This is a genomic window from Pseudarcicella hirudinis (genome assembly GCF_900115665.1).
In the GTDB taxonomy this organism is placed as follows: domain Bacteria; phylum Bacteroidota; class Bacteroidia; order Cytophagales; family Spirosomataceae; genus Pseudarcicella; species Pseudarcicella hirudinis.
Genome location: NZ_FOXH01000007.1, coordinates 62,606 through 82,395, shown reverse-complemented (window position 1 = coordinate 82,395; position 19,790 = coordinate 62,606). Strand labels below are relative to the sequence as shown.

Sequence of the window (19,790 nt, the reverse complement as noted above, 5' to 3'; positions counted from 1 at the left end):
ATTTCCCCGATTTTCATGGAAAATATCAGATTTCAGGTTGATTTAAAGCCTGAAAATAAAAAATCCCTGAGAAAACTTTCAGGGATAGGATTATTGTTATTAAAATTTTTGCCCCATGTGTTGTGTTATACAGTGTATGAGTACATATCAAAACAAGTGTTCCGTGAGCCACAGAACACGGGGACGGCCACAGAACACGGGGAACACGAGGAACAAAAAATCCCCGAAAAGCCTTTCGGGGATAGTATTCACTGTTAAATTTCTTCTATTTCAACAATAGCTGAAAGATGTTTCCAAAAGCTCGGATAGGATTTTACAACCACATCCGGTTCTTCAATGATTACATCATAAGATAATGCCAGCGGGGCAAATGCCATAGCCATGCGATGGTCGTCATAAGTATGGAAAGCAGGTTTATCAAAGCTGATCTGATCAGTTGTTAACAGATATTTATGATTGGTTTCGATTTCCACCAGTTTTCCACCGATTTTAGCCAGTTCCGTTTGCAAAGCAAAAATACGATCAGTCTCTTTTACTTTCAGAGACTCAATGCCTGTTAAAGTAAGCGGAATGTTTTTTGCAGAAGCTACCACGCAGATAGTCTGAGCTAAATCAGGACAGTTAGTGAAATCCCATTCGAGACTCTCAGCTTCCTTAATTTTCGTCAGTTTAAAACCTCTTCCTGTATATTCTGACTTTACACCTAAATGGCTCATTATCTGAGTAACCACTGAATCTCCCTGCAATGAGTTTTCTTTTAATCCTAACAATTCCAGCGAAGCATCGGGGTTTTCTGAAAGTGCCACTACTGTAAACCAGTAACTTGCTCCTGACCAGTCTGACTCGATAGCGTAAGGAATGGCCTGATATTTTTGTGCAGGAACTGTTATCGTTTTTGAAGCCCAGTCTGCCTTAAAATCAATGCCAAAACAAGCCATTTGCTGCAACGTCATTTCAATGTATGGCTTAGAACCAAGTTCTCCCGTAATTTCAAGCACCAATCCTTCCGGAAGCAGAGGAGCAATCATTAAAATAGCCGAAATATATTGAGAGCTTACATCTCCTCTGATTTTCAGGTGGTTGTTTCCTGAGAAATTAAAGCCTTTAAGATTTAACGGAGGATACCCTTCATTTTTTACATATTCAATTTCAGCTCCCAGTGTGCGTAATGCATCAACAAGAATCCCAATCGGACGGTCACACATTCTTGGTGTTCCTGTCATGGTTTTCTGCTGTCCTGTAATGGCGAAATAGGCTGTCAGGAAACGCATAGTTGTTCCGGCGTCAATCACATCTGCTACGGCATCATCAGAGGCCAGTAAACGCATCATGGTCTGGGTATCACGGGCTTCTGCCAGGTTTGATAAATTATCTTTTCCGCCAGCTAAAGCATTGATTATCAAAGCGCGATTTGACTCTGATTTTGAAGATGGCAAAGGGATTTCCGTTTGGAAAGACTTACTGACTTTGTGGAGTAATAGCTTTTTCAATTTCGAACTTCGATTTAACTTCGTTGAAAAGACCATGAAAGATTTCTTTCAAAACCGTCTTTTGACAAATTGATTTTACTGAATGGTCACAAAATTAAAACAAAAACCTGACAGGTATTGGCTTCCTGACAGGTTTGTTGGTAAAAAACATTGTTTTAAGAATAGAATTATGAAGGAAATTTACTTTTGTCTAATCCCGGAATAATTTTCAGGGCATTTTTATAGTAAACTTTCTTCAGGACTTCGTCTGACAGACCCATTCCATACATTCTCCAGAAAGCATGATATTTTTTATGATATGGAAAGTATTCATCTGTGGTTTCCAAAACCCTGAAATAAGTCGCATATTCCTCCGGAACCCAGGAATCCTTCCCGAAAAGAATGCGATCCTGTCTTTTTTCGAAGAATTTTTTTGCTGTAATCGGCTGACGTCCCAGCTCAGCAATTACGGCACCGATCTCAACATACATATTGGGTAAAGCTTCCATCAGACTGTCCAGTTTGGCGAGATTGTTCGGGTACCAGCCCATATGTGCGTTAATGAATGTCGTATTTTTATGTTTCCTGAAAACATTATGCTGCTGCTCAAGCAATTCCTCCCAGGTAAATTCCTTTTTTTCACTGGCGTCACGCTTTCGGTTTGGATGCAGCTTAAGTTCCAGCCAACGTTCATTGAATCGGTCGAGCGGCTGCCAGAAAGACGATGGATCAGCTGTATGAATCAGAACAGGGATGCCAAGTTCTCCTGCTTTTGCCCAGATCGGATCCAAACGAGGATCATCTACTTTTACCGTTTTGTCATGGTCTTTTACGGAAAATCCCAGGTTTTTATAGATTTTCAGACCTTGCGCTCCACGAAGTTTAACATCATCACTAAGGGTCTGAACTGCTTTTTCAGTCCATCCTTTCTCTCCGATTTTTGAAAAATCTATGTTGGTAAATACAACGAAGCGATCCGGGTAGAATTTTCTGACATTTTGAATCTGATCAGCCAGCATAGCTGTACTTTTTGCCTGATCTTCACTCCAGCCTCTTCCGCTCAGGTTGACCATTATTCCCATGTTCAACTTATCCATATCAGTAATCAGCTTGTCGAGTTTGTCTTTCCCCTCGTTCATTTCCCACTGATGATTGTGCACGTCAATGAAGGGGAATTTTGCACTTTTCTTAGGGTTTTCAGGAACGGTAAGTGTTGATTTTGGCTCATATTCTTCAAAGTCAACCCTGATTTGCTGGGCCCGGGAATGTTGGTAAAGCGTTAGCGCAATGGCGATGATAAAGAGTTTTTTCATGGTTAATTTTAAGTAAAAAAGGAGGGATAAATAGAATTATAACGGGATTTGCAGGATATTTCTTGCATCTACTCCTGCAAATCCTCCGAAGTATCTTCTTCAGGAAGCAGCGCTCGGAAACGTTCCTGATATACTTCAATGAGTTTTTCAAAGTGCCAGGAAGTAATGTCCAGACTGGCAATCGGAATTTCCTGAACTCTTCCGGCATTTACGAATACCAGCGTTTCAAAATACCGGTTTCCTTTTGATTCAGACCTGATGGTCAGGCCATGTACTATTGCCCAGGAAACGGCATCTTGTCCGACTACCTGAAAAGTTTCGTTTGTCAGGATAATTTTTGGAGTAGATTTAGCCTTTTTTAAATGAGTATAGATCAAAATAAAGCTCAATGCAAGGAAGGAAATACCAAGCCAGTATTCTGCATGGACAAAAAAGTAAATCACATAAAGAAAGGCTCCCAGACCTCCCAACAGAAGCATCAGATTGTCAGTGGGTTTGGAGAAAATTACGGTTTGCGGGGGAATTTCCTCAGGAATAAATTCGTACATCAGCTTATTTTGTCATCATGATTGGTTTTCCTGATGACAAAATAAGTGAAAAACAGAAGATTTTTAACCTTTTCTGAAAGACTTAGAAAAATGCCTTTGCGGAAGAATAAACTTTAATCCGCTTATTTTTTACCGGATAAGCCATAGTCCTTCAGTATTGACTTTGCCAGAGAAGATTTATGCACTTCATCAGCCCCGTCATAAATTCTTGCTCCTCTTTCATGTCTGTACCAAAAAGAAAGTGGTGTATCATCTGTAATTCCCAGTGCACCATGTACCTGAATGGCACGATCGATCACATCCAGCATGACTTTTGCACAGAAAAACTTAATAGCCGAAATCTGATTTCTTACGGTTGAAGCACCGAATTTGTCTATATTATCTGCTGTTCTCAAGACCATCAGTCTGGCGGCATCAATTTCTGCTCTGCTTTCGGCAATCCAGAACTGAACCATTTGTTTTTCGCCCAAAAACGTCCCGTCACCCATTTCACGGCTTACCGCTCTTTTACATAAAAGGTCAAGGCATCTTTCTGAAATCCCGATCCAGCGCATGCAGTGATGAATCCTTCCGGGGCCTAGACGTTCCTGAGCCAGCATAAATCCGGCTCCTTCTTCTCCGATCAGATTCGTAGCAGGAACACGGCAATTTTCATAGGAAACCTCTGCATGGCTAGCCCAATGATCTGAGGATTCTCCCATAATACTGATGTTTCTTATTAATTTAAAACCTTCAGTATTAGTCGGAACAATAATCTGGCTGGCTCTTTTATGAGGAGCTGCATCAGGATTGGTTACTGCCATAACTACCGCAAAGGAGGCTCCGTCTGCAGAAGAAGTAAACCATTTATGACCGTTAATGACATAATGATCTCCTTCCTTCACGGCAGTAGTACCCAGATTCACAGGATTGGACCCGGCAAATTCCGGCTCTGTCATTGAAAAACAGGAACGAATATTCCCCTGCATTAAGGGATGAAGAAACTTACTTTTGATTTGCTCCGAGGCATATCTGTGGATAAGTTCCATATTTCCAATATCAGGTGCCTGACAATTGAAAACATAATGCCCGAAAGGAGTGGTTGCTAAAACTTCAGAAACCTGACCAAACTCACAGAGACTTAGTCCAAGTCCGCCGTCTTTTTCTCCGAATTGTAAACCCCAGAGTCCTGATTTTTTGACCAGTTCTCTTTTCTGATCTAAAATCGGAGCAATGTTTGAGAATTTTCCCGTAAGGCTTTCCGTATTTTCAAGCGGATAAATCTCCTTCTGAAGGAAATCCTTGATTTCCGGAATTAATTTCCTGGTATTTTCTGTGGCAAAAAGAGCTTCCATTGAATGTTTCAAAAGGATGATGGTTTCTTTAAAATAAGTTCAATCAGAGGATGAGTGATTGATCGGATAATTTATATTTTATGTGAAATTAGTACAAAAATAGAATAAATGGTATGCATGCATAATTTAATTTTATACATTGAGATTTTATTCTGAGTTGTAAAATGAGAAAATTGAAGTATTTTCGGGTTGATATAGGCCCATAATTACTCATTTCAAACCTTTCGTTTTTGATGCTTTCTACTTTTTTGATACTAAGAAATACCATAAAACTTTCACTTGTAGGATTCTCTCTGATTGCCTGTAATCTGATAGACAAGCCGAACTTTTTCAAAGATGAGAGTTGGCAGGATCTTGGTTGTGATACCACCAGAAAAGTAACACAACTCTCTGTTTACGATGTTGTTCAGCCTTTTTACGGAACAGATACCTTGCTCAGGCAGAATTTGAATCTGACGGCTGGTAAGATATTTGTTGCGGTTACAAACCTGCAGGGAGGTATGGAAGTGGCAGGTTTAAAGATTTCTGAGCAGGAAAAGCCCTCAGCTTTGAGTCTGCATAATTCGCAGTCACTTATACTTTCCTGGCAGGATGAGATGATGATAGAATCATTGCTGAAAGAGCCCAGATACCTGTATGATAAATGGGAGCTTTTACTTTCGGGAGACCGGGAGACATTTTTAGCTAAAAGAGATTCGGTTTTGGATGAAATGAAGGCAAAAAAACTGAATATTAAAGTAATTTCTGACTTAAGGTCGATGGCAAATCAGAAGAAATATCTGGGAAGAAACAGAACTTCAGCACCGGTTTCGATGCATAATTTCGGATTGGCTGCGGATTTTGCCATAGTACGTCGCGGAAGAATTTCGAATAATCTGGCACTTTACAAGCCATTGGATGCATTGACGCAGAAATACGGATTAACCTGGGGAGGAAATTTTGTCGGATTTATTGATTCAGGGCATATTCAATTTTATAAAAACGGGGCAGAATTATTAAAGAAATATCCGGAATTAAGTTTTGAGTTTGAGTTGTACAGACCTTATTATCTGAACTCCACCCGTAAAATGATTGAAGCCGGGAAAGAAGATAAAATTGAAGATACCAAGGAATTACTTTCTCAGCTGAATGCGATCAGAAAAGACCGACCTTGTACTTGTCAGGTGCAGAATGTGGTAATTCCAGCCAATTTGATTGCTTCTGTAGAATTAAAACTGATTCCATCTGATTATGTAAAAAATACTGATGTTTTAATTATCGGAGATGTTGTTTCTCAGACAGTCTCTATGGTTACGGCCAACGGAGTAATTACTTATCCGCTGGGCTTGTGGAAATAACCTGTTTTTCAAGGAGATACCCTTCAATTGATTTTCTGCAGAAATCATTAAAATAATATTGTCCCATGCAACCCTTTCCTCTTTCACTTCGTCTCAGAAAGTAGATAAGTCATTAGCTGATATGGGAATTTCTTATATCGGCAGTAGTGAAATCTTATAGAACACACGCTGAATACTATGAAAATCAAGTATTGGTCTGTCTACGGGACTGTATTACTTGCTATTATTGTGATTTTTTCAGGACTTATTCTATATGAATATTTTCTGGGAAACGGAGACGGATTCTGGAACGGCATTAATATCCGGATCCTGGCATTTAATACGATATTAATCCTTACTTTTTTATTCATACTTGTTAATCTTTTGAAAAGCGGTCCCCGATGGGTTCAGAATGCTTTTCTGGTCATTTTCAGCATTTTTATAACAGTTCAAAGCATAGAATTAATCTTTGGATTGCTGATAAAAGTCAAAGATCAGGAAAAGAAGCACCTTGCCAGTCCGCTGAAATCTATTGAAAGACCTGACCATAAGAATGTCAGTATTCCTGATGACACCCTGGGTTTCAGGGCCAGGCCAAATTGGAAATATCTCTGGAAATCTCCTGAATTTCAGGATGGCAGAACGGTTTCTTTTTCAATTGACAGTTTATCAAGAAGACTGACACCTGATTCGGGTACTTTTGTCAGAGATAAATATGCATTATTCTGGGGGTGTTCCTACACTTATGGCGATGGGGTTTCTGATGAGGAAACAATGCCGTATTATTTTCAGAAACTCGCGAAGAATTATGCCGCAGCAAATTACGGATATATGGCATATTCACCTTTGCAGACGCTGGCAAGATTACAGCATGAAAATATCAGGAAGCAGGTTAAAGAGAAAAATGGGTTTGCGGTTTACACCTACATAAATGATCATATCGACAGAACAATTCCTTCTACACTCTGGGTGGTTTTTCAAAAAGGGCTTTTTCCGTCATTAAATCATAAAACGATGGAAACCGATGGCGTTTTTGCCAGAAAAAATCATGTACTCTACGATTGTATATATTGGCTTGGTAACTCTAACCTTTTTAATTATTTCAGAATTGTTTATCCCTGGAAACACGGAAAAGAACATTATCAATTGGTGGTCAATACAATTGCAAAAGCCAGAAAAGAATATGTGAAACAATTTGGAAATGATCAGTTTTATCTGATTATTTTCCCCGGAAGTCCGCTTTCTTCTGAAATGAAAGAAATTCTGGGTCAGACTGATCTTAAAATTTTTGACTATTCCGACCTGTTTAAATTGGAGGATTATACCTTGACTTTTGACGATGCTCATCCGAATGCACAGGCATATGAACTGGTAATGAACAGGTTTTATGAAGACATGAAAAAGCAGAATCTACTTTGATTTTAAGGATATAGCACCTGTTATTTATGACGAAACCCTGAATGTCAGCATTCAGGGTTATTTTTTGTTCTGGAAAAATAAGAGGTTGTTACTCAGATAAATATTGGGCGGAAACGAGTCTGGTTCACGATAAATTCCTATATTTAATGTAATATTTCACCTGATCAAACCTGCTGATTATGAACACAAAATACACTTTTTGGGCGAAACTTTCAGGCTTTCTGCAGCTTTTGACTTCTTTGGTACATTCCATAACTTTTTTTATGAAACCCACTGCTGAAAACGAAACAGAAAGGCAATTACTAGACCTTTTCCAAAACTATAAAAAAGATTACGGAGCAGGATTTGTTCGCTCAACCAGTCAATTGGTTACCGGATTAAGTGCCTGTTTTACGATGATGTGTTTATTGGGAGGACTGGTGCTGGTTTATTTGCTGAAGAAAAAAGTGAGTGCTGAAATAATGGAGGGTATCCTGAATATTTATCTGGTGGTTTATGGCATTTATCTGATTGTAACAATTGTATTTACATTCCTTCCTCCGATTATTTTCATCGCTCTGGTATTTCTGACCTTGCTGATAGCAAAACTGAAAATAGCAAAGCGATACTAAAATCAGAGGAAATCTTTAAGAAAGGACCCCGGAAGTCATTCCGGGGCCCTTTTGATTATATATTAGATCTTTTCCTGAATTCGGTAATATGAGCAACATGGTGCTTTCCATGCCATGAGTACATACCGGTTACAGCTCTCAAAGCAGATTCCTTTCTTACTTCCGGATGATAGTATTTCTTTTCAAAATCGGCGTTTTTCATTGAATTAAGCAACATGGTCCATCTCTGATGAAGCATTTCCAATAAAATAAGAGACCATTCGATAGGAGCATTTTTCCCATCAGCCAGTTCGGCCCATAAATGCTCTTCATAAGGTTTAATAGTTGGGGTAGATTCTGTAAGAGCCAGCTTGAACCTGATGATTGCATTCATGTGAGAATCTGCCGTATGATTGACAGTTTGCCTGATTGTCCATCCGCCCGGCCTGTAAGGTAATTCCAGTTGCGTTTCAGAAAGTCCTTCAACCGCTTTCTTCATTTGAGCAGGTAAATGTGAAATATCTGTAATCCAGTCCCTTAAAACAAAATCAGGAATGTTTTCAGGAACTTTAAAGGTACCAATCGGATAGCGTAATTGTTCTAAAGTAGGTTCTTGCATAATGGCTTTAGATTTGATTTGTAATCCAATATAGTATAAATTTTCAAACTGTAAAATATCCTATGTTTAAAGAATTTTTCTTCTCAGCCTTATTGTACCTAAATCGTGTCTTAAACCGGAATGAGAGCAGGAAACGGATGATTTTAAACCCTTAAGCAAGCGTATGTAATGCTTTATCTTTTATTAAAATATTATAAAAGTCATAGTTTTCAGGAATAAGAGAGTCTGCTTTATGAGTAATACTGAGAAGGTCCGGATCGCAGGTATTAACAAACCTGAATAATATGCCGGCCCCTGCTTAAGATTTCCCGGGAAACAACTATTCAGAAAAAAAAGGAAATATCACTGATTTTGGCAGAAGAAGGACATGATAAGTAGAAATGCTTAACACCTCGGATGAGGTTTGAAATGCCGTATGGATGGTGCAAAAAGTGTTAGACAATTATATTGTAAAAGGTTTATACCATATTTCATAATCGTATAGAGATAGAATAGGATAAAATAAAGAATCTTCGTATTCAGGGATAATATTTGAGGGATATCATTTGCATTAGATTATCAAATGCTATAAACTCAAAATATGTTTCTGTAAATATTTAAATCAACAAAATAATATGCCAATGAATTGAATAAATACAATTTATTATTTTGAGTAATTTTAATCAGAGCATTTTATACAGATGTTCGCTCTTTCCTTCCTGAAACAAGCCCTTAATAAAAACCAAGCCCATAAAGAACTAGCTTCCAGCTAACTCCATACATTTTGTTGCGCTCAGAAAACTGATTTCTACCCGGAAGTCAGGGCTGAAAGCTATTGCCTTTTTATTGCTGAATTATTGTATAACTAATTCATAACCAAACACTTTATCAATTTAAAATAATAATTATGAGACAAAAACTACGTCTGCTTAGTGTAATTTGGTTGCTTCTCTCCAGTTTGATTGGTTACGCTCAAAAGCAGTCAATTTCAGGAGCCATTATTTCAACGGAGGATAGCTCTCCGCTTCCGGGGGTATCGGTTCAGATTAAAGGAACGTCAGTCGGAACAACGACAAACTCAGAAGGAAAATATAAAATTTCCGTTGCCAAAGGGGACGCCCTGATCTTCTCTTTTGTAGGTTTTGTAACACAGGAAATAAAAATTGCCAATCAGTCTGAAATTAACATTAAGCTTGAAACAGACACTAAAGTACTTGGTGAAGTAGTTGTTACGGCTTTGGGTATTGAACGTGATAAAAAAGCATTGGGTTATGCCTTGCAGGCTGTAAAAGGTTCGGATATTGTTCAAGCCCGTGAGACAAACCTTGTCAATGCACTTTCCGGAAAGATTGCCGGGATTCAGGTGACGAGCTCGAACGGAACACCGGGAGCATCTGCCAGAATTCTGATTCGCGGAATCAACTCAATCGGTGGGAATAACCAGCCATTGTTTGTGGTAGATGGTATTCCGATAGATAATACTACTTTCAATTCTGCTTCACCTTCGGCTACTGCTCCGAACGTAACCGTTGATTATGGAAACGGAGCTTCAGCTTTAAATCCGGATGATGTTGAAAATATCAGTGTACTGAAAGGGGCGAATGCCGCAGCACTTTATGGCTCAAGAGCTGCCAACGGTGTTATACTGATTACAACAAAGTCCGGAAAAGGAACAAAAGGTATAGGCATAACGGTGAATTCCAACATTACCTTTGAAAGCCCTTTCCGTCTGCCGGATTATCAGAATTCTTACGGACAAGGTGCGGGGGGTAAGTTTGAATATAAAGACGGTAAAGGCGGAGGTGTAAATGACGGGGTTGATGAGAGTTGGGGGCCAAAACTTGACGGGCGGCTTTTACCGCAATATAATTCACCGATTGATGCCAATGGAAACAGAATCGCCACACCATGGGTAGCTAATCCTGATAATGTTAAGAATTTTTATGAAACCGGTGTTTCCCGGTCAAATAATATTGCATTGAGTGGAGGAAATGACAAAGGAGAATTCCGCCTTTCCTATACCAATCTTGATCAGAAAGGAATGCTGCCAAACACTAATTATACCAGAAATACCCTCGCTTTAAACGCCGGACTGCATTTAACTAATAAATTATCTGTTAAGGCAGCAGTCAATTATATCAATGACGGGTCAGCAAATCGTCAGAACTTATTGTTATACTGGACATGGTTTGGCCGTCAGGCAGATTTGCAGGATCTTAAGAATTACCTTGATCCTGTTCAGGATCCTACCAACTGGGCTGTTCAGCGGAACTGGAATACGAACTACTGGAATAACCCTTATTTTGTCCTGAATAATTCACTTTTTGCCAATAGTAAAGACCGGATTATCGGTAACGTTTCTGCCACGTATAAGTTCAATGATTGGTTAAGCCTGACCGGCCGTACCGGAACAGATTTTTACACAGACAGACGCACCACGAAAAGACCTAAAATGGTTGGCCTGGTGAATGGGATGTATTGGGAAGATAACTATTTTGTTAAAGAACAAAACACTGATTTCCTGCTTGCATTTAATAAAAAGGTCTCTTCAGACATAAGTATCTCTGCCAATTTGGGTGGAAACCAGCGAACAAACCTCATTCAGAGAGATTATATTGAAGCTTCTGAATTATCAATTCCTAATCTGTTTAACCTGGCAAACAGTAAAACCCGCCCGGTTGTTGCCAATTCTTTGCAGAAAAAAGAAGTAAACAGCCTTTATGCTTCCGGACAATTTTCATGGAAAGATGAGGTTTTTCTGGATGTTACTGCCCGGAATGACTGGTCAAGTACGCTTCCTGCGGCAAACCGCTCTTATTTTTATCCATCGGTATCGGCAAGTGCAATCGTAACGGATTTATTCAAAATGAATTCTGAAGTATTGCCTTATGCCAAAGTGAGAGCAAGCTGGGCAAAAGTAGGGAATGATACAGATCCTTATCGTTTGCAACAGGTTTACAGTGGTGCTTCTGCCTGGGGCTCAACCACAACTTTCGCAGAAAACAATACCATTTTCAATAGTGCTTTAAAACCTGAAATCACTACAGCTTTGGAGTTTGGTGTAGAAGCAAGACTCTGGAACAGAGTAAATGCTGAAATAACGTATTATGAGAAAAACTCAAGCAACCAGATACTTCGGATCGGGGTTCCTCAAAGCTCAGGGTATCTGAATAAATATGTAAATGCCGGAGAAATTTCCAACAAAGGAATTGAAGTACAGTTATCTGCCACACCAATCAAATTGCCGAACGGATTCCGTTGGGACGTCGGGGTGAATTTTGCTAAAAACACCAGTAAGGTTGTTGCCCTGGACGGTGTATTGTCAACCTATCAGATCAACGATTTCTCCTTGCTCAGAAACGTAATTCTGGAAGCCAGAGTAGGAGATCCTTACGGCAATTTTTACGGAACATACTATGTTCGTGATCCTCAGGGAAATATTGTTTATTCAGGTGGAAAAGCGGTTATTTCCAGCGACAGAAAGGTTTTAGGCAATGTAATGCCGAACTGGACAGGAGGTATCAGCAATACATTTACTTATAAATCCATCTCATTAAGTACTTTGATCGATATTAAAAACGGCGGAAATATATTCTCTCAGTCGGTTGGCCTTTCGAGATACACAGGAGTATTGGCAGAAACGGTTGTCGGTCGTGAGGAAGGAATTATCGGTGCCGGTGTAAAGAATGTGGGAACAGCCGAAAATCCTCAGTATGTTCCTAATGATGTAAGAGTAAGTTCAGAAGATTATCACCATTCATTCTATTCATACAGTAATAACGAAGCGTATATTTTTGATGCCAGTTATGTGAAATTGCGTGAAGCAAAAATCTCTTTTGCCATTCCTAATAAATGGTTGTCTAAAACCCCTTTCCGTAATGCAAGCTTCTCTGTGGTTGGTCGTAATTTATTGCTGATTCACAGCAATGTTCCGCACATCGATCCGGAAACAAGTTATTATTCTGACGGAAATGTTCAGGGTTTTGAAAGTGGTCAGACTCCTTCTGCGAGAAGCATAGGTTTCAACCTGACATTTGGTTTATAATTCAACAATTTTAGCTTGAAAAACCGGAAAGATGTGGAATAAAGGTTTGAAACAACGGTTTTTCTTTAAAAAAATCAAAAAACTGAACACAATCATATGAAGAAGATATTTTCATTAACGCTATTATTTATTACCCTTTTTACGACGATAAGTTGTGACAAAGGATTTGATGAGGTAAATAAAAACCCGAATGAAGCCAGTTCGCTGACTCCGGACCTGCTGTTACCTCATGGTATTAAGACGGCAGTTGATATTTACTGGGGAGGAGCAGGGCTTGGTCTGGACATTGGCCCTTTGTATGCCCAGCATATGGCCAGGATTCAATACACAACGATAGATCAATACATTATCCCGACAGATGTAATTGATAATGCCTGGAGGGATTTCTTTATTGAGTCACAGGCAGATTTTCAAAGAATTATTGCTTTGGGAAAAATTGCCGGCAACGAAAATTACCAGGCAATTGGTCTGATTATGAGAGCCTGGACTTTCTCTTTGCTGACAGATGTTTATGGAGATATTCCTTATAAAGATGCTATTCAGGGAATAGATGGTAAACTATTGCCGAAATATGACTCTCAGAAGGATATTTATCTGGGACTGATTACCGATTTGAAAACAGCAAGTGATATGATAAACGCTAAGACGGTTTCTTCAACAGGAGATATCATGTTTGCAGGAGATATGAGCCGCTGGAAGAAATTCGCTAATTCGTTGAGTTTGAAATTACTGAACAGGATTTTAAGTAAAACGGATACCGGAATAGATGTGAAAGCAGAAATGGAAAGAATTTTAAAAGATCCTGCTAAATATCCGGTGTTTACTTCTTACAATGACTGTGCATTTCTGACATATCTGGGAGATGCTCCGAATAATAACCCGATTAATCAGAATAGAAAAACACGGGATGATCACCGGGTAAGTTTGTCATTGACTTCACGTTTACAGGCAACAAATGACTCAAGAATCACCATTTATGCTGAAAAACCGGAAGCCGGAGGAGATTACTTGGGTATCCCAAATGGTTTAAACGTAACGGAAGCGAATGCTTTAGGCCTTGCTAAAACATCAAGATTAGGGAAATTCTTTACCCAGGCGACTGCTCCTGCGGTGTTAATGAGTTATGCAGAGTTGCTGTTCATCAAAGCGGAAGCAGCTTATAAAGGTGTTTCTGTGGCAGGAGATGCAGGTAAATTGTATCTCGACGGCATTAATGCTTCTTATGCGCAATATAAAATTGCACCATCAGACGATTTTCTGAAAGCGGTTGCTTATAAAGGAGGAGCGGATGGTTACAAACAAATTATGGAACAAAAATGGATTTCATTGTTTGGAGAAGGTATTGAAGCCTGGACAGAACAGCGTCGTACAGGCATCCCTGATTTGAAGGCTCCTCTTGTTAATACCAATGATAATGTCCTTCCGACCCGTTTGCCTTATCCTTCCACAGAAGAAACCCTTAACGGCCCGAATATGAAAGATGCTTTAAGCAAGCAGGGAGGGGTAAATGATAAAAAACTGAAGCTCTGGTGGGCAAAATAAGTCTTAAAATCAGTTTTGTGAAATTAACATTTGTGAAGATGTTTTATTGATTTTGTACAATAAGTTGATTTGTTTTCAGGTTAAAATTGAGTGTTTTTCTCTATTTATAATAAAACTTTAAAGTATTAATATTGTACAATAATTCTTGATTTAAGATTATTTACAAACTAGTATTTTTGATTTTTGTAAAAAATATTCAATAAATTGATAAAAATTAAACTTATATTTATTAAATTTGCAAACAACTAAATAATCTTCATCAACAACTTTTAGCCAGAAAAAGTACCATTTTACTTATTCGATTAATTTAATAACAAATCACTTCAACGACTAAATTACCTTAAAAACAATACACCACGAGATTCAAAAGATCTCGTGGGTGTTTTGAAAAAAAATGATATATTTATTCAGTTTTTAAAGTCTCTTTCAGGTTAAATTCAATCGTTGGTTCCAAAGTTGTTTTAACAAATTATCTACTCGCATTTTTGTCTCTATACAAGTTAAATTTGGTATAACCTTGCGCTTATCTTATTTCGAATTTTCAACTCAAACCATTTAGAGAAATGTCATCAAGCATCAACCGCCGTGATTGGCTAAAAAAGAGTGTTTTAGCAACTGCAGGGATTAGCGCTGCATCTGCTTTCATTCAGCGTGCAGAAGCAAGTCCGATTGCGAGACAAGAATTATATATGAGTTTATCTCCGGAATTTCAGTTGGAGAGAGATTATGCGCATTTTGCCCCTGCAGTTCAGATCAGAGCCCGTTTAGGAGCAAACGAGAATCCATGGGGACCTTCGGAGAAAACGAAGAAAGCCCTTACTGATTCACTTTCAGAATCAAACCGTTATGCTTTTAAAGTGCGGGGAGATCTGATGAAAGTAATTGCTGAAAAAGAAGGTGTTCCTGAAAGTCATATTTTGCTGGCAGCCGGTTCTTCTGAGTTATTAACCGCTTCAATGATCGCTTATGGCGCGAAAGGAAAGATTATTTGTGCCGATCCCTGCTATATTTCCGGCAATGAGGAGAGGATTCCAATGGAAAAAGTTCCTTTGACAAAAGATTTTCAATACGATTTAAGTGCGATTGCAGGTCGTTTAAACGGTTCGCAAAGCCTTGTTTATATCACTAACCCCAATAATCCGACGGGAGCAATTCTGCCAATCGCAGAATTAAATGCTTTTATCGATAAAGTTTCAGATAAAACCCCGGTTCTGGTAGATGAAGCTTATATCGATTATACAAAATCGCCTAAAGCTGAATGTGCCATCGAAGCGGTAAAGGCCGGTAAAAATGTACTGATTCTCCGTACAATGTCGAAATTGTATGCTTTTGCAGGCTTGAGAGTTGGTTATGCCATTGCAAAACCTGAAATCCTCAAAGTGATCCAGCCATATACTTCCGGAGGTTTTTCTGTATCCGTTCCTTCTTTTGTGGCAGCAGCTACTGCCATTAAGGATGTTGATTTTCAGAAACTTACTTTAGAGAAGACCGCTGAGTCCAAACAATATCTGTATGATTTTCTGAAGAAAATGGATTACAGTTATATTCCTTCCGCTACCAATTTTGTGTTGTTTCCAATCAAAATGAAAGGCGCTGACCTGTTGGCGAAATTGTCTGCAGAAGGTGTAATGGTACGCAAATGGGAGTTTGATCATCAGCACTGGTGTCGTGTTTCGATCGGAACATTGGATGAAATGAAGATTTTTACAGAGGCTTTTACCAAAGTTGTAAGTTAGGGCTTATGGGGATTAAAGTACTTTAACAGGGTTAAGAGTTTGATTGCAATACTGTCTGAAGTTGAGGTCGGGAATTTGAGTTAAGTTTTACAGATGTCTGAATTTACGGAGTCCTGACCTCAATTTTCCACTTTGATTTTGCCTATGACACGAAGAGATTTTATTAACCATACAGGTTCCGGTTATATGGCCATGCTGGGTTTGGGTTTATTGAATGCCGCTCCCTTACATGCCATGGAATTGCCCGGGAAAATATCCGGTAAAAAAGTAATTATTTTAGGCGCAGGATTGTCGGGAATGGCTACAGCTTATGAATTAGGAAAGTTAGGATATGATTGTACCATACTCGAAGCAAGAGTCCGTGCAGGAGGCAGAGTCTGGACAGTCAGAGGAGGAACGCTTGAAACTGAAATAGGTGGAGCGCCTCAGACAGCGAAATTTGAAAGTGGATTATATTTAAATGCAGGGGCAGCACGTGTACCTCATAATCATGAAATAACACTTCATTATTGCCGTGAATTTAAGATTCCGATGGAGATTTTCATGAATGTTAATGAAGGCGCATACTTTTATAGTGAAGGAACCGGTTCTTTATCCAATCAAAGGACAAAAATACGGGAAATCCATACCGATATGAGAGGATATACCTCGGAATTACTGGTAAAAGCACTGGACCAGTCGGCTTTAGATGAACAGATGACGAAAGATGATGTGGAAAAGCTGGTGGCTTATCTGAAAGATGAAGGAGATCTGGATGTTTTGAAGAAATATAAAGGCTCTGAAAGAAGAGGTTATAAAAAGCAGGGAGGGCATGGCGTAAATCCTCCGGAACCGGCTCCGGCGCATCAGTTACAGGAAATTATCCGTTCAGGATTCTTTCATCCGGCTTTCTCAAATATCGGGGAATATACCTTCAATCAGCAACCTGTTATGTTGCAGCCTGTTGGTGGTATGGATGCAATTCCGATGGCGTTTGCCAAAAGACTGGAAGGAAAGATTCAGTATCAGTCTGAAGTGCTTGAAATCAGAAAAACACAACCGGGAGTGAAAATTGTTTACAAGGATAAAGCCGGAGTTTCCAGAGAGTTGAAAGCCGACTTCTGTGTTTGTACGATTCCTTTACCTGTTTTGAAAAATATTCAATCTGACCTCTCTTCTGAAGTTCGCAGGGCTGCGGATTTCGTTCCGTATATGAACACGGGTAAGATAGGTTTGCAGTTTAAAAGAAGATTCTGGGAAGAAGATGACCGGATTTTCGGAGGAATTTCTAAAACCAATATGGATATAACCCAGATTTTCTATCCATCGTATAACTTTCTGGGAGAAAAAGGGGTCTTGAAAGGATATTACAATTTTCATGACAGAGCTGCCAAACTGGGAGAGTTATCAATTGCAGACCGGCAAAAAGTTGCTTTGGAACAGGGTAGAAAAATACATCCTCAGTACGACCAGGAATTTGAGCATTCGTTCTCTTTGGCCTGGCAAAAAATACAATACAGCCAGGGAGGCTGGGCTGAATATAGTGAAAGTGCCAGAAAGAAATTTTATCCTGCGCTTATCAAACCGGATGATGAAATCTATTTTGCCGGAGAACATACTACTTACCTGACTGCCTGGATGGCGGGAGCTCTTACTTCAGCCAGAGCGGTAACTGAGGCCCTTCATAAGAGAGTCAGCCAGAGTTAGAACAGGAAACAGAGAAATTGAATAAACTTTTGATTAATAAAACATTGTGCAGAATCGGTTGAAACGTTCAGTTTTGAAAATGCTTTTTCAGATTCTCAATTAAAACATCAGAGATAATTTATGAAAAAATTACTTATACTCTTTTTTACTTTTTTAGTAAGTTTTGCCTCATTTTCACAGGAAGAAACCGAAAAAGGAGGTATTACTTCTGCAGATTTTGATGCGGTTAAGAAGCTGACCATTAAAAATCCGGATAAAGATACCTACGTTAAACAAGGCAATTTTATTCTTGATAACGAAAACCCTCCTTATGTTTTTAAGTTTAGTGACGGGATTGAAAGACGCATTTATTTGTATAAAATCCTTGAAGCTACTAAAATGAAGGATGTCGGGAGTCTGGCAATTTTCACAACTCCGAAGGACGGAAAGAGAATAGCACTTTGTATTCCTAATCCATTGGCTGAAAAGGAAGTATGGGGAAAATACATTGATGATCTGAAAGACGGAGAAAAGGCTGTAATGGGTTTCTCTTCTTGTATTGCATTTGTTTTGGCAAAAGAATTTTCAGGCGTGGCACTTGCTGCGGGTGATAAGAAAGAGGATAAGTATGAGTATTGCTTTCCGGCTGATGCCAAAGTAAAAATGGCGGATGGTACAGAGAAAGACATCGCTCTGGTAAAAACCGGAGACGAAGTGCTGAGTTTTAATTCTCTTTCTGAAAAGGCTGAAATGACAAAAGTTGAGCAGGTTCAGATTCACTCCGGTAAACAGTTTGAACTTGTTCAGATAACTTTAACTGATCCTGCAAATGCACTTACAGCTTCGGTAAACTCAACTTTCAGCAGTATTAGTCTGGAAGCCACAGCAAACCATCCGGTTATGACTGCAAAAGGACAATCAAAAATGGGGAATTTGTCTGTGGGAGATGAAGTAATTGTTTTCAACCCTGAAAACCAGACCTTTAATACCTATAAAGTCTTTACGACTAAAATCAACGCAAGAAAAGTCGGGAAGGTGTATAACCTTCATACAGATAAAGACAACTACCTGATCAATTCGGTGGTTGTGTTAGAGAAATAGAATGTTATCGGTACCCTTCTAACCAGAAGAACAGCCGGTTTTCATGCTTTTGCTTTTGAGATTGTTTTTGGATTTTGACGTTAAGTCCTTCTCCTTTGGGGAAGGATTTACTTTTTATATGAGGTTTTAAATCTGATATATTTTTACATAAAATCTGGTATTTCTGAATATGAGGTTTTGAATTTTATTAAAAATGCTGATTTTTTATAAAAATAGAGAAAAACAGGTTTTTGATGACGATTCTTCTTTTCAGGATAAATTTGTATTTTTTAAATAAATACAAAAAAATATGAGTAAAGTTATATTTTAATGAAACTTATCGTCTAATTTTGTGTTATAAAAACAGGAAAACCATAAAGCCATTGCTTAATACCTGAAGAGAATCAGCCGTATATCAGTTGATTTTTATAAGTAAAGTATTGATTTTGTGGAAAACAATCTCAAAATTTTATATCACAAAATCAGCGATGAATAGAATATACTTTGCTCTGCTAGCAGTTGCATTCGGAATTTCTTCGTGTGCAAGTGAGAAAATTACGGTTAGATCTAACGATGATTTCCTGTTAAAAAATACTGATAATCACACATTTGCTTTAGTAAAGGATATAAATTTTCCTGAAAACTCTAATTTTGACGAGAATGTTATTCTGGATGAAATCGGGAATCAGATGTCATACCGGGGTTTTAAACAGGTAAGCCAGAACGCTGATATTGTTATTTCATATTCTGTTTTTGACAGGAATTGTAAAATGGCAGATATCAGGAAGATTTCTGTCGGTTCATCTTCCCCGCAGGAGCGCAGCGAAATGCACAGACTTGCCTTGAAGAATGGCACATTGGTTATACAAATGATAGACAGACGGACGCAGAAACCATTCTGGATGGGATACGCAACCGAGCTGTTCGGGAAAAGACATCGCTTGGAAGACCGTGTTCTGAGAAGTGCTACCAGAAGTATTTTTGACAATTACAAAGCGACAGCCAATGGCTATGTAGCAATAAGATAATATATACTCTAAAATCAATTTCTATTTAACGATGAAACAAAACCTCCAATCATTTTGGAGGTTTTTTGGTTTATTTAAACAAAAGTTTTAACTTCAAATTGCGAGTT

14 protein-coding genes are annotated in these 19,790 nt (G+C 38.7%); 9 read left to right on the top strand and 5 right to left on the bottom strand.

Features of this window, described 5'->3' with window-relative positions; genetic code table 11:
* Positions 1-254: 254 nt before the first annotated feature.
* From BM179_RS13600 to BM179_RS13585, 4 genes are all read right to left on the bottom strand, one after another.
* Positions 255-1,490 (bottom strand): 3-phosphoshikimate 1-carboxyvinyltransferase, encoded by a 1,236-nt coding sequence (locus tag BM179_RS13600; protein ID WP_092017840.1) that lies wholly within the window; start codon positions 1,488-1,490, stop codon positions 255-257.
* A 167-nt stretch (positions 1,491-1,657) separates the two neighbouring features.
* On the bottom strand, positions 1,658-2,782 hold the full coding sequence (locus BM179_RS13595) for an amidohydrolase family protein (RefSeq protein ID WP_092017691.1): 1,125 nt from the start codon (positions 2,780-2,782) through the stop codon (positions 1,658-1,660).
* A gap of 68 nt (positions 2,783-2,850) precedes the next feature.
* Positions 2,851-3,330 (bottom strand): hypothetical protein, encoded by a 480-nt coding sequence (locus tag BM179_RS13590; RefSeq protein ID WP_143095227.1) that lies wholly within the window; start codon positions 3,328-3,330, stop codon positions 2,851-2,853.
* Positions 3,331-3,452: 122 nt separating this feature from the next.
* Positions 3,453-4,664 (bottom strand): acyl-CoA dehydrogenase family protein, encoded by a 1,212-nt coding sequence (locus BM179_RS13585; RefSeq protein WP_092017689.1) that lies wholly within the window; start codon positions 4,662-4,664, stop codon positions 3,453-3,455.
* Positions 4,665-4,897: 233 nt separating this feature from the next.
* Between BM179_RS13585 and BM179_RS13580 the strand changes: the two genes are divergently transcribed.
* The 3 genes from BM179_RS13580 (at position 4,898) to BM179_RS13570 (ending at position 8,010) form a co-directional block, all read left to right on the top strand.
* Positions 4,898-6,001, top strand: coding sequence for a M15 family metallopeptidase (locus tag BM179_RS13580; protein ID WP_092017688.1), 1,104 nt, complete (start codon positions 4,898-4,900; stop codon positions 5,999-6,001).
* A gap of 177 nt (positions 6,002-6,178) precedes the next feature.
* Positions 6,179-7,399 (top strand): hypothetical protein, encoded by a 1,221-nt coding sequence (locus BM179_RS13575; RefSeq protein ID WP_092017687.1) that lies wholly within the window; start codon positions 6,179-6,181, stop codon positions 7,397-7,399.
* Positions 7,400-7,578: 179 nt separating this feature from the next.
* The gene (locus BM179_RS13570) at positions 7,579-8,010 is read left to right on the top strand and encodes an LIC_13387 family protein (protein ID WP_092017686.1); all 432 of its coding nucleotides are present in this window, start codon (positions 7,579-7,581) and stop codon (positions 8,008-8,010) included.
* Between the two features lie 55 nt (positions 8,011-8,065).
* Here the strand turns inward: BM179_RS13570 and BM179_RS13565 are convergent, their stop codons facing one another.
* Positions 8,066-8,608, bottom strand: coding sequence for a YfiT family bacillithiol transferase (locus tag BM179_RS13565; protein WP_092017685.1), 543 nt, complete (start codon positions 8,606-8,608; stop codon positions 8,066-8,068).
* An 886-nt stretch (positions 8,609-9,494) separates the two neighbouring features.
* On the opposite strand from BM179_RS13565, the gene BM179_RS13560 reads away from it, so the two are divergent.
* From BM179_RS13560 to BM179_RS13535, 6 genes are all read left to right on the top strand, one after another.
* Positions 9,495-12,632 carry a SusC/RagA family TonB-linked outer membrane protein gene (locus BM179_RS13560; RefSeq protein ID WP_092017684.1) on the top strand — a complete coding sequence of 1,046 codons (3,138 nt, stop codon included), beginning with the start codon at positions 9,495-9,497 and terminating at the stop codon, positions 12,630-12,632.
* Between the two features lie 96 nt (positions 12,633-12,728).
* Entirely contained in the window at positions 12,729-14,174 is a 1,446-nt protein-coding gene (locus BM179_RS13555) for a SusD/RagB family nutrient-binding outer membrane lipoprotein (RefSeq protein ID WP_092017683.1), read from the top strand.
* Between the two features lie 563 nt (positions 14,175-14,737).
* On the top strand, positions 14,738-15,910 hold the full coding sequence (locus BM179_RS13550; RefSeq protein ID WP_092017682.1) for a pyridoxal phosphate-dependent aminotransferase: 1,173 nt from the start codon (positions 14,738-14,740) through the stop codon (positions 15,908-15,910).
* Between the two features lie 144 nt (positions 15,911-16,054).
* On the top strand, positions 16,055-17,596 hold the full coding sequence (locus BM179_RS13545; RefSeq protein ID WP_092017681.1) for a flavin monoamine oxidase family protein: 1,542 nt from the start codon (positions 16,055-16,057) through the stop codon (positions 17,594-17,596).
* A 120-nt stretch (positions 17,597-17,716) separates the two neighbouring features.
* Positions 17,717-18,676 carry a Hint domain-containing protein gene (locus BM179_RS13540; protein WP_092017680.1) on the top strand — a complete coding sequence of 320 codons (960 nt, stop codon included), beginning with the start codon at positions 17,717-17,719 and terminating at the stop codon, positions 18,674-18,676.
* Between the two features lie 467 nt (positions 18,677-19,143).
* Positions 19,144-19,683, top strand: coding sequence for a DUF4136 domain-containing protein (locus BM179_RS13535; RefSeq protein ID WP_092017679.1), 540 nt, complete (start codon positions 19,144-19,146; stop codon positions 19,681-19,683).
* Positions 19,684-19,790 lie beyond the last annotated feature (107 nt).